The organism is Pseudomonas sp. ICMP 8385 (genome assembly GCF_002699915.1).
GTDB classification, from domain to species: Bacteria; Pseudomonadota; Gammaproteobacteria; order Pseudomonadales; family Pseudomonadaceae; genus Aquipseudomonas; species Aquipseudomonas gessardii.
In genome coordinates this window covers 157696-169696 of sequence record NZ_LKBY01000002.1, presented here as the reverse complement: position 1 = coordinate 169696, position 12001 = coordinate 157696, and the positions used below count along the sequence as shown (strand labels likewise).

Genomic DNA, 12001 nt, shown 5'->3' with positions numbered 1-12001 from the left:
GGCTGCTCCTTGTCGACAACGGCCTTGAGCAGCTTGGCCACGGCCAGCGAGGTCAGTTCTTCAGCGGATTCGACGAGCACGGCACGGTCGGCACCCAGCGCCAGGGCGGTACGCAGCTGCTCTTGAGCAGTGGATGGCCCTACGGAAACGACGACGATTTCAGTCGCGATGCGCCCTTCTTTTATAGAGAGCTCTTTCAGGCGTACGGCTTCTTCCACGGCGATTTCGCAGAAGGGGTTCATCGACATTTTGACGTTAGCCAGATCGACGCCGCAATTGTCCGCCTTGACGCGAACTTTCACGTTGTAATCGACCACTCGTTTGACTGCGACGAGGACTTTCATAATGGCTCTCTCAGAGTGAAAAAAACGGCATTCAAGCGGCGTCCAGCAAGGCGGCATAGGCCTTGAGGTGATAGTCGTCGTCACCGAACTGATGGCTGAGCATCACCAGACGCTTGGCGTGGTGCGCCAGGGCGTATTCCCAAGTCATGCCGATCCCGCCGTGCAGCTGGATCGCCTGCTCGGCAATGCTGCGCGCGGCCCGGGTGACGATGAACTTGGCGGCGGCCAGGGTCCGGGTGCGTTCAAGGCTGTGCGCTTCGTCGCAGCAGCATGCGGCCAGGATGGCCATGCTGGTGGCCTGTTCCAGTTCGGTGCGCATGTCGACCATACGGTGCTGCAGCACCTGGAACTGACCAATGGCCACACCGAATTGCTGACGGGTCTTGAGGTAGTCCAGGGTCAGGCGACAGGCTTCCTGCATGCTGCCCAGGGCATCCGCGCACTGTGCGGCAATGGCCCGTCCTTGTTGATAACGCAACGCTGCCAGGGCCTGGCCTGGTTCACCCAGTACCTGAGCGGCAGAGACCTGCACCTTGTCCAGGTACAGGTCGCAGGCTTTGCGACCATCGACCGTGGGATAAATGCGGCGCTCGACACCGGCGGCCTGCGGATCAATCAAGAACAGGCCAATGCCCTGCTCATCACGACTTTCACCGCTGATCCGCGCGCTGACCAGCATCAAGCCGGCCTGATGCCCGCCTATCACCACAGCTTTCCTACCGGTCAGCGTCCAGCCCTCGGCCGTCTGTTGGGCGCGGGTCTGCACATCGTTCAGGTGGTAGTGGCTCTGTGGTTCTGCAAAGGCCGTGGCCAACAGCAATTGGCCGCTGGCCACTTGTTGCAACAGGTGTTGCTGGGCCGGGCTGCCGAGCTGCATCAGCAACCCTCCCGCATAAATCACCGACTCCACATAAGGTTCCAGGCACAAGCCTCGGCCGAATTCAGTCATCAACAGCATCGTGTCGACGCCGCCCCCGCCAAAACCACCCAGGGCCTCGGGAAACGGCACTGCCGTCAGCCCCAGCTCACCCAGTTGCTGCCAGAAGGCAAGGCTCAAACCCGCATCGCTCTGGGCATAGCGCTCTCGCGCCTCGAAGCTGTAGGCATCGCGTACCAGGCGTGCCGCCGTGTCTTGCAGCATTTGCTGCTCTTCGGTCAGTTTGAAGTCCATGGTCAGAGCCCCTTACAGTTCGAGAATCATCTTGGAGACGATATTTTTCTGAATTTCGTTGGAGCCGCCGAAGATCGACAGCTTGCGCAGGTTGAAATACTGGCTGGCCAACGCCACGCTGTAGTCGGCGTGCAGGGGTTCGCCCGGGTAATCCAGGTCCAACTCTTCTTCCAGAAACGGCAACGCGTACGGCCCGATCACCTTGCGCAGCAAGTGGCTGATCGCCTGGCGGACTTCAGTGCCCTTGACCTTGAGGATCGAACTTTCCGCCCCCGGCACCCCACCGTCCTTGGCCGCAGCCAGGGTGCGCAGCGTGCTCATTTCGGTGGCCATGAGTTGCATCTCCACTTCCGCGACCTGGGCGCGAAACAGCGGATCGTCGAATATCGGCCGGCCTTCGCTCATCTGCTTGCGGGCAATGCGCTTGAGGTGGGCCAGCGCGGCCTTGGACGCGCCGATCCCCGCCAGGCCCGTGCGCTCATAGGTGAGCAGGTATTTGGCGCACGTCCAGCCATGGTTTTCTTCGCCAACCAGGTTCTGCACCGGCACTTTGACGTTGTCGAAAAACACCTCGTTGACTTCGTGCTCGCCATCCAGGGTGATGATCGGCCGCACGCTGATGCCTGGGCTGCTCATATCGATCAACAGGAAGGAAATACCCCGCTGTTTCTGCGCCTGCGGGTCGGTACGCACCAGGCAAAAAATCATGTTGGCGTACTGGCCCAGGGTGGTCCAGGTTTTCTGGCCATTGACGATGTAAACGTCACCCTCGCGCACCGCACGGGTTTTCAGCGAAGCCAGGTCAGAACCGGCGCCTGGCTCCGAGTAACCCTGGCACCACCAGTCCTCGCCGCTGAGGATGCGCGGCAGATAGTGGTCTTGTTGCTGTGGCGTGCCGAACTTGATCAGCACCGGGGCCACCATGTTGACCCCAAACGGAATGCTGCGCGGCGCCCCCACCAGCGCGCATTCCTCTTCGTAAATGTGTTTCTCAACTGCACCCCACCCAGTCCCACCAAAGGCCACTGGCCAATGGGTGGCATACCACCCCTGAGCGTTCTGCACCGCCTGCCAGCGCAAGTGGTCATCCTTGGACAAGGGCTTGCCCAGGCGCACCTTGTCGGCCAGATCCCGGGGCAGTTTGTCCTTGAGGAAGGACCTGACTTGATCGCGAAACGCCAGTTCTTCAGCGGTAAAATGAATATCCATGTTGTTTCTCCAAGCCGTTGATAGACCGTGAAGCAGGCCGTTATGAATCCAGTTTCCAGTCGGCGAAGCGCCGCCCTTGCGCTGCCAGTTCTTCCAGCAGCGGCGCCGGCTCCCACCAGGCGCCAAAACGTTGGTGGAACTCGCGAATGCGGGCCAATACCTTGTCCAGGCCAAGGCTGTCGGCATAAAACATCGGGCCTCCCCGCCAGGCGGCAAAACCGTAGCCGTTGAGGTAGATCACATCGATGTCGCTGCTGCGCCGGGCGATGCCTTCCTGAAGAATTTTTGCGCCCTCATTGATCAAGGCGAACACGCAGCGCTCGACGATGTAGTCATCACTCAAGGCGCGGCGCTCGATGCCTTTCTCGCGGGAGACGGCTTCCAGCAACGGCAACAGTTCAGGGTTCGGCTCGGGACGGCGGGAGCCGGAGGCGTAGCAGTAGAAGCCCTGGCCGGTCTTCTGGCCGAGCATCCCGGCCGCGTACAACGTGTCGAGGACCCCGGGCAGCGGGTAGTTCGATGGCAGCGTGGCGCGCTGGCGTTGGCGAATGCTCCAGCCGATATCCAGCCCGGACAGGTCGCGCATGGCATGCGGGCCCATGGCCAGGCCGAAGTTGCGCAAGGCTGTATCGACCTGCTCCGGGGTGGCGCCCTCCTCCAACAAGAACTCGGCCTCACGGCCATACTGGAAGATCATCCGGTTGCCGACAAAACCATCACAGACGCCCACCACCACGGCAATCTTGTTCAACCTCTTGCTCAGTTGCATCACCGTGGCCAACACCTCAAGACCGGTGTACCGACCGCGCACGACTTCAAGCAGCCGCATGACGTTGGCCGGGCTGAAAAAGTGCAGGCCCACCACGTCTTCAGCCCGTGAAGTGAAACTGGCGATAACGTCCAGATCCAGCGACGAAGTGTTGCTGGCGAGGATCGCGCCGGGCTTGCACACCTGATCCAGGCGTTCAAACACCTGGCGCTTGACCTCCAGGCTTTCAAACACCGCTTCGATCACCAGGTCGGCAGTGGCCAGTTCGCGGTAGTCCACCCCGCCATGCAGCAGTGCCAGGCGCTGCTCCATCACGGCAGGGCTCAAGCTGCCACGGGCGACGCTGGCTTCACAGGTTTCTCGGGCACGCTGCAAGGCGCGCTGCAGGGCGGGCTCGTCGACTTCCATCAAGATCACGGCAATACCCGCGCTGACAAAACTCAAGGCGATGCCCACGCCCATGGTGCCGCCACCGATGACTCCGACACGCTCAATGGCACGCACGGGTGTGTCCTTGGGCAAGCCGTCGATATGAGCGCATTGGCGCTCGGCAAAAAAACCGTGTACCAGGGCCGCACGTTGCTCGGAGGCCAGGCATTCCTGGAACAGTGCGCGCTCGCGCTGCAAACCTTCGGTCAGCGGCAACAAAGTCGCCGCTTCTACGGCGGCGACACAACGGGGCGGAGAAAAGAACCCCGGTAAACGCTTGGCGACGTCGGCGCGCTTGGCGGCGATCAATGCGGCGTTGTCGACGCCCTCGAGTGCCGCAGCCTGCTCGCCGGTACGCCGCACGCCTAGGCCGCTGTCCAGGATCCGTTGAGCAAAAGCGATTGCGGCGGCGCGGGGATCGCCGTCAAACAGCTCATCGACAATGTGATGTTCGTAGGCTTGAAGGGCATTGATGGGCTGGCCTGAGACAATCATCTCCAGCGCCTTGGCCACCCCCGCCAAACGGGGCAAGCGCTGCGTGCCACCCGCCCCCGGCAGCAACCCGAGCTTGACCTCCGGCAGGCCGACCTTGGCATCGCGGCGCGCGATTCGATAGTGACAACCCAGAGCCATTTCCAGACCGCCGCCCAGGGCCGTGCCATGGATCACCGCTACGCAGGGCTTGTCGCTGTGTTCGTAGGCATTGACCACTTCCGGCAGGCTCGGCGCCTGAGGGGGTTTGCCGAACTCCTTGATATCCGCCCCGGCAATGAACGTGCGGCCACTGCACAGCAACACCAGTACCTTGGCCTGCGTGTCGATCTGGGCCTGGTGCAAGGCCCGCAGCAAACCTTCGCGCTGGGCCTGGCCAAGGGCGTTGACCGGCGGGTTGTTGAGGGTGATCAGTGCAACCTCGCCTTGACGCTCGTAGTTGACGCTGGAATTCATCTGAGCCTCGACACATTGTTTTTATTGGAACCATATTCCGCGCTGCGGAACATATGAGTCAATATTATCAAAGAGACATGTTTTGGCAAACGGTTTATGGAAAGATCTCCGCTTAAAAAAAAGCTGACACCTCGGAAGGTGTCAGCTTGGCCAGCGGGAGAAATTGAAGGCTCAGGCGTCAGCCGCCGGCACCTGCCGGCCAGGCACCACCACGGTGGGATCCTTGGGTGCCCAGCTTTTCAGGCGCTCCAGACTCTCGCGGTATGAGCGCAGGCCAACCGTCAAAATCACCACCGCCAGCACCAGGGAGATGCCGGTCACCACGGCCAACGAATAACCCAGTGCCGAATCACTGCCAAACACGTAATCCGTCCCCAAGGCTACGGCGGTCGGGCCGATGCCCAGGCCGATCAGGGTCACGGCAAACTGATAGAGCGCCGATGCCTGCCCGCGCATCGGGCTGGGCACGACTTCCTGGACCGCCAGGGGGCCGACACCGAACGGCATGCTCACGGTAAACACGTGAAACGCCATCAGCACCAAAGCCAGGTTCTTGTCATCAACCAGGTAGCCCAGGTTTGATGGCAATGTCAGCACTGCGGCGAGGATCGCGATGCGCAGCGGTGCATCCCGATGACCACGCTTGACCAGCCAGTCACACAGGCGCCCACCCACCAGCAGGCCGAGGGAGCCGCAGATCGCCAGCATGCTGCCGTAGATCACCCCGACTTGCGGCACGCTCATATCGAACGAACGCACAAAGAACGTCGGGATCCAGGCACTGCTGCCGTAGGCCGTGAAGGTCAGGCAGGCAAACCCGAGGTTGTGGCAGAGCATGGTCCGACGGTTTTTACGCAGGTAGTCGACAAACTCCGAGAACGGCAATTGCAGCCCCGCGCCAACCCCCTGGCGCACCGGCTCGCGCAGCAACAGCAGGCACAATGAGAAGACCACGCCAATGGCGCCAAGAATCAAAAACACCATCTGCCATGGGCGTACGATGCCAATCAGCGGCAACGTCATATCGCCCTGGCTGGTTGCAAAATGCACCGCGACGCCGCCGAGCAACAGCGCCACGCCCGATCCCAGGTAGATCGCCGTGGAGTACACGCTAAAGGCAGTGCCGCGACGCTCAGGCGTAAAGCTGTCGGAAATCATCGAGTAGGCACAAGGCGCCAACGATGCCTCGCCCGCCGCCACCCCGATACGGCAAAACAGAAACTGCCAGTACCCCTTGGCCATCCCGCACGCGGCGGTCATGCCACTCCACACCAGAATCCCGCACATCAGCAGATTGCGCCGGCTCTTGCTGTCGGCAATCCGCCCCAGGGGAATCCCGCAAAAGGTATAGAAGATCGCAAACGACAGGCCCATCAGCAGGCTCATCTGGGTGTCGCTGATGTCCATGTCTTGACGAATGGGCCCCACCAGCAGGTTGAGAATCTGCCGGTCCACGAACGATAAAACGTAGGCCAGCATCAGCACGCTGACAGTGAACCAGGCGCGTACCCGTGATGGATAAAGTGTGTTCTTCATAGCCGCTACGACCTCATTGTTGTTATGGACCCGCCCGGAAGGCTGTCATCGACTCGACTACAGGAGTGGCAAGGTGTAACTGATGATCAGGCGGTTATCGTCCAGATCACTGCCAAAGTGATTCATGCGCAGGGACGAGTTACGCCACTTCAGCCCCAGGTTTTTCAAGGTGCCGCTCTGGAATACGTAGGCGATATCGGTATCGCGCTCCCATTCCGAACCGCTCGGTTTGCCAGCACCCAGCTCAATCCCGCTGCCATAGATGTAGCGGGTCATGAAGGTCAGGCCCGGGATACCGACAGCGGTGAAGTTGAAGTCGTAGCGCGCCTGCCAGGACTGCTCGTCCCGATTGGCAAAGTCGTTATTGGAAACAAAGTTGGGCAGGAAGGCATCGGCGCCATGGATATAGGCATAGCCGGTGTCGCCACTCATTTTCTGATAGGCCAGGCCAAAGGCATGGCCGCCCAGGGTGTAGGTGAACATCGCCGCCAGGGCCGTGTTGTCGATATTGCTGTTGCCCTGGTTGGTCGACCTTGCGTAGCGCACGTCACTCTTGAGCGACTGGCCTTCGCCCAGCGGCAATAGATGCAACAGGCTGAAATTGTGCTGGCGGTAGAAACTGTCGAGCTCACCGTAGAAGTAATTGCCACTTAACTGGTTGCTCCACTTGTAGCCGACACCGGCGAAATTGAACTCATCGGTGGTCGCGCCCTTGGTCACACGGATGCCCTTGGCGTTGGCCACCGACGGCGCCAGGTCTTCACGGTTGGTCGAATCGCGCTGGGTCACCTGGCGGATCTGGCCCGCATCGACGGTCACATTGGCAAACTCCTGGGAGTTCAAATGCACGCCCTCGAACGTTTGCGGCAACAAGCGAGTGTCATTGAATTGCACCACCGGCAAACGCGGATGCAGCGTACCGATCCTGAGCAGGCTCCTGGACGCCCGCACCTTGGCCGTCAGGCCAAGGGCGCCACTTTCATCGACTGAACGGCCATCTCGTTGACGAGGCAACAAACCAGAACCGGCACGGTCCAGGCTGGAGTCAAGCTTCAAACCGGCCAAGCCGATTGCATCCAGCCCAAAGCCGACAGAGCCTGCCGTGAATCCTGATGCGTAACGCAGCAAAAAGCCCTGGGCCCACTCTTCTTGCTTGGACTGAGTGGTACTGGTCTGGCTGAAGTCGCGGTTGATGTAAAAATTGCGCAGCTCAATGCTGGCCTTGCTGTCCTCGAAAAAACCGGCCTGCGCCGATGCTGGCAGGCCGATCTGCCCAATGGAAAACAGCAGGCACGTGGCAATAACGCGGGAATGGCGTTCCATGATGCAGCCCTATTTTTGTTGTTATGTATGAAGCTCCTGCGGCTCCTTGCCAGGGGCAAAGGCACGCTACAGCTTTTACAACTCAATCAGTTTCGCTATGCGAAATCATGTTTTGAATTAACAACAAAATATAAGCACTTCAAAAAATTTAAGTAAAGCGCTCGCAGGAAAAAAGAATCGATTAATAGGTAACTCATTGTTTTATATTTATTATTTTTAATAAAAGCCTGGACATCATTTGACCGAGCATTTCGCCAGGCAAAACACTCAACGGTTTTAGACGAAAACCTGGAAGCCACAGCGCACAAACAAAAAACCCCTGAAAGGCTCAACCATTTCAGGGGCTATTGATTCAAGCCAGAACCCGCCAGGCGCAGTGGCGATTTAAATCGTCACAACAGGGCTTCGCGCCAAAAAATCAGCGCCCCTTGATCGCTCGGGTCACGCTCGCACTTAATAATGTCCTCCAGGGCACTGAGCAATGCCTCTGCCTGCTGGCGATGCCCCAATAAACACAAGGATTTGAGGATGCGAGTAATCCGTAGGTCGTTGTGGCTCTTCTTGAATGCCCAGTTCGGGCTACGCCTATCCCACTCGCGCGCCTTGTTGATGACTCCCGACGCCTCCTGACGCAGGCCGTAGAAACGCAGCATACGGTGCATAGCACGCTCCACCCCGGCCCTGACGCGCTTGTCGACGCCAAGCGCTTCAAACTCCGCATGACTCGCCACCGGCGCATGGAGGTTGAAAGCACTGGGTTCGGTCAGCGGAAACCACCACTGGACAAAATCATGGGTGCTTTCAAGCATCTCATCATCCCAAGCCAGAGACTCGTCCAATGTGCGATGCAAGTGATCCGGGCCTCCGTAGCCCAGATAACGACAAATGGAGTCCTTTGCATTCATAGCCTGTCCTTGCATTACGTTTTATTGGCCACCAGCTCTAGCGTCTTACGGATGCTTGCAAGCGTCACATCCGGCGAATCCAGCGGCGTTTTCTGGAAAACAACGATCGTGATTTTTTTGCGGCTCTGTCGGCCAACGCCATACCGAACGCCCTCCGCCAGTGCCAACACCAGCCCCGCGAGTGCCAGCGGCGGATCAATACCACCGTGTCCGGCCCCCAGCACAGGCATCACTACTTCATTGATCCGTTTGTCCGCCAATAACTTGAACAACTCCCCTACACCATCGAACACATAGGACATTCGCGCAGCCAGCCCCTGCCCGGCCGTTTGCGTCGTGGTAGAAACCAAAGCGATGCCCGCTACGTTATGCGAGGGGTCAGAAACAAAAATAGAGCGGCCCGAGCCATAGCTTTCGCTTAACTCACCCTCAGCCTTTTCCTTTAGAGTTCCTTCACCGAACTTCTCCTGACACTGCTGCCTGACCGATGCAAAAAAAACCGATGCGGTTGCAGCGCAATGTCGCTGGATATAGACACCCAGTGCGGTTCGGCTATCAGTCGCGCAGTGGTCTTCAAAATACTCATTGCAAGGCAATACGACGGCGGTTTCCCGCCCGGCCGGATACTCTTCGATACGCCCGAGCACAATGCTGATTTCGCTCTCGCCCACACGAGTGCGGTAACCACCTGCGCATTCCCAGACATTGTTGGAGTTATCTATAAACCGCACGATTTTTTCGATGAAATCACACAAGGTTCGGTGCTGGAGTGCCTGGGCACCCTCGGGCTTGGCGATGGAGAAATGATCCGACTGCGGCACCTTCAGCGCCTCGCCAAAATACGTAGCGCCACTGAACGGAGGCACGACTTGTTCGGCTCGAAACAAGCGCTTGAACGCCACAAACTGGTCTTCCACCAGTTCCCGGCCATGAATGACCAATTTGCGCAGTGCCAGTAGATTACGGAAGTCGCTATTAAGATCATTGAGCCAGGCATTGCTCTGGCAAAACGTCAAGGCCCGTCCCTGAGCATGCCCCATGACCTTGGCGATCGGCTCAAGCCAAGTGGCATAGGACGAACCCAATGAAGGCGAGGCAATCAGGAAAAGCCCCACCTGCGCACCACGCTCTACCAATTCATCAGAGCGTTGCACGATATAACGCCGCGCCACGATGCCGCCCATGCTGTGAGCGACAAGGATGATTTTTCGCGCCTGGTTGACACCATCAAGGTGCAGGCACTCCTTCAGGGCACTCACTACATCGCTCAGGCTGTAGGAACCACTAAAGATATCCGTGTGGTAGGTAAACTCGTAAACGCCAACGCCAGCCATGGTTGGGTGGTTGGAAAGCAGTTCTGGCCAGTAAGTACCATTCTCATGGCGCCAGCACGCTTCACCATCGGACAGCACCCCGTGTAAAAACACCACGGCCACTGGCGACACGGTATCGCCCATGCCCTTGATCCATCTTCCAGCCATTACGCGCCTCTCATTTCCATTTGATAGATGGGTAAATAGTTAAAATGCTTGCCTGATCAATTCAGGTAATAACTCCCCGGCCCGCCCCCTCAGGTTCCATGTGCAAACACCATCAAGTGCGCTTTCGACCAGGTTGATCTGAATGACCTTACGCCCTGCTTTTTTCGCATCCCTGGGAAGCCTCGCGGCCGGGTCAACCTTCCCCGAACAACCGACTACGATCAACAGATCGGATGAACGAGATGAGTTGAATGCCCCATCAAGAATGTCCGCAGGCAAATACTCGTCAAACCAGACGACGCCTGGCCGGACCAGCCCTCCACACGCCTGGCATTTTGGCGCAGGCACCCGCCAACCACCTGCGGGCTCTTCGGGAATACCATCAGGCAACACAAAAGGGTGCGCGCAATCGAAACAGCGCGGATGATGGAGGGAGCCGTGAAGGTGTTGCACATCGACGCTTCCTGCCCGCTCATGCAGGTTGTCCACGTTCTGGGTGAACAATGAAAGTTGCGGGACGCGACGAGCAAGCTCGGCGAGCGCCCGGTGAGCCGCATTTGGCTGCGCTGCAAGCACCTGCGAGCGCCGCCACTCATACCATCCCCAAACCAGGGACGGGTCGCCTAGGAACGCATCGGCGGTAGCAAGCGTGTGCGCATCAAAATTCTGCCAAAGGCCAGTTAATGCATCGCGGAATGTCGGGATGCCGCTTTCAGCGGATACACCCGCCCCTGTCAGCACGGTAATCCTGCGCGCACTTTGCAGAGCAGCGATTAATACGGGGTCAAAATCAGCGGACACTAGGGTACCTCCCTGACATTTTGCGCCACACATCAGGATGTGGAGCATCAGAATCCATTCTTGGAACCTGTGCGAATCAATCTAAAATCCGAACCTGCTTGCGCTTTTACAACCCGAGTGCAAATGGGCATACATTGTCAAGCAAGAAACAAAAAAGCCCCGTAAATCTTCATTTACGGGGCTTTCATTTGTATGGCGGAGAGATAGGGATTCGAACCCTAGGTACCGGTGAAGGTACAACGGATTTCGAATCCGTCCCATTCGGCCACTCTGGCATCTCTCCAACGGCGCGCATCATAACAGTCTGTTTCGTGGAAGCAAAGCGCCGAAGCAATTTTTTTCCGTGCTATCAGATGCTTGCGTCGATTACAGCGGTACGCCAAGACGGTTGGCGACTTCTTCGTAGGCTTCGATCACGTCACCGAGGCCCTGGCGGAAGCGGTCTTTATCCATCTTCTTGCGGGTGTCCTTGTCCCACAGGCGGCAGCCGTCCGGGCTGAATTCGTCGCCCAGGACGATGGAGCCGTCGTGGAATACGCCGAATTCCAGTTTGAAGTCCACCAGCAGCAGGCCGGCGTCGTCGAACAGTTTGCTCAGCACGTCGTTGACCTTGAGCGACAGTTCTTTCATGCGCGCCAGTTGCTCAGCGGTGCCCCAGCCGAATGCCACGACGTGGGATTCGTTGATGAACGGGTCGCCCTTGGCGTCGTCCTTGAGGAACAGCTCGAACGTGTAAGGGTTGAGCTTGAGGCCCTCTTCTACGCCCAGGCGCTTGACCAGGCTGCCGGCGGCGTAGTTACGCACGACGCACTCGACCGGGATCATGTCGAGTTTTTTCACCAGGCATTCGTTGTCGCCCAGCAGTTTGTCGAATTGGGTCGGGATGCCGGCCGCTTCGAGTTTCTGCATGATGAAGGCGTTGAACTTGTTGTTCACCATGCCTTTGCGGTCGAGCTGTTCGATGCGCTTGCCGTCGAACGCCGAGGTGTCGTTGCGAAACAGCAGGATCAAGCGGTTGGCGTCGTCGGTCTTGTATACCGACTTGGCTTTGCCGCGGTAGAGTTCTTCACGTTTTTCCATGATGG

Annotated in this window: 10 protein-coding genes and 1 tRNA gene; all 11 read right to left on the bottom strand. The window is 58.5% G+C overall.

The features are described 5' to 3' along the window. On the bottom strand, positions 1-344 hold a 344-nt coding region (locus AO268_RS03635; RefSeq protein WP_441344175.1), incomplete at its 3' end, for an electron transfer flavoprotein subunit beta/FixA family protein. A gap of 31 nt (positions 345-375) precedes the next feature. Further along, positions 376-1515, bottom strand: coding sequence for an acyl-CoA dehydrogenase family protein (locus AO268_RS03630; protein WP_099167925.1), 1140 nt, complete (start codon positions 1513-1515; stop codon positions 376-378). Positions 1516-1527: 12 nt separating this feature from the next. Further along, entirely contained in the window at positions 1528-2724 is a 1197-nt protein-coding gene (locus AO268_RS03625) for an acyl-CoA dehydrogenase family protein (protein ID WP_099167924.1), read from the bottom strand. 40 nt (positions 2725-2764) lie between these two features. After that, positions 2765-4870, bottom strand: a complete 2106-nt coding sequence (locus tag AO268_RS03620) for a 3-hydroxyacyl-CoA dehydrogenase NAD-binding domain-containing protein (RefSeq protein WP_099167923.1) — start codon at positions 4868-4870, stop codon at positions 2765-2767. 171 nt (positions 4871-5041) lie between these two features. Then, on the bottom strand, positions 5042-6406 hold the full coding sequence (locus AO268_RS03615; RefSeq protein ID WP_076962497.1) for a spinster family MFS transporter: 1365 nt from the start codon (positions 6404-6406) through the stop codon (positions 5042-5044). 57 nt (positions 6407-6463) lie between these two features. Then, positions 6464-7729 (bottom strand): OprD family porin, encoded by a 1266-nt coding sequence (locus AO268_RS03610; RefSeq protein ID WP_099167922.1) that lies wholly within the window; start codon positions 7727-7729, stop codon positions 6464-6466. 392 nt (positions 7730-8121) lie between these two features. Further along, positions 8122-8634, bottom strand: a complete 513-nt coding sequence (locus tag AO268_RS03605) for an opioid growth factor receptor-related protein (protein ID WP_176561331.1) — start codon at positions 8632-8634, stop codon at positions 8122-8124. Positions 8635-8648: 14 nt separating this feature from the next. Next, positions 8649-10091 (bottom strand): alpha/beta fold hydrolase, encoded by a 1443-nt coding sequence (locus tag AO268_RS03600; RefSeq protein ID WP_169898284.1) that lies wholly within the window; start codon positions 10089-10091, stop codon positions 8649-8651. Positions 10092-10154: 63 nt separating this feature from the next. Next, a complete protein-coding gene (locus tag AO268_RS03595) occupies positions 10155-10916 on the bottom strand; it encodes an SIR2 family NAD-dependent protein deacylase (RefSeq protein ID WP_236309608.1) in 762 nt (253 codons plus the stop codon). Positions 10917-11109: 193 nt separating this feature from the next. Continuing rightward, positions 11110-11199 (bottom strand) — tRNA-Ser (locus tag AO268_RS03590). 83 nt (positions 11200-11282) lie between these two features. After that, a complete protein-coding gene (purC, locus tag AO268_RS03585) occupies positions 11283-11996 on the bottom strand; it encodes a phosphoribosylaminoimidazolesuccinocarboxamide synthase (protein WP_003211975.1) in 714 nt (237 codons plus the stop codon). Between the last annotated feature and the right edge of the window lie 5 nt (positions 11997-12001).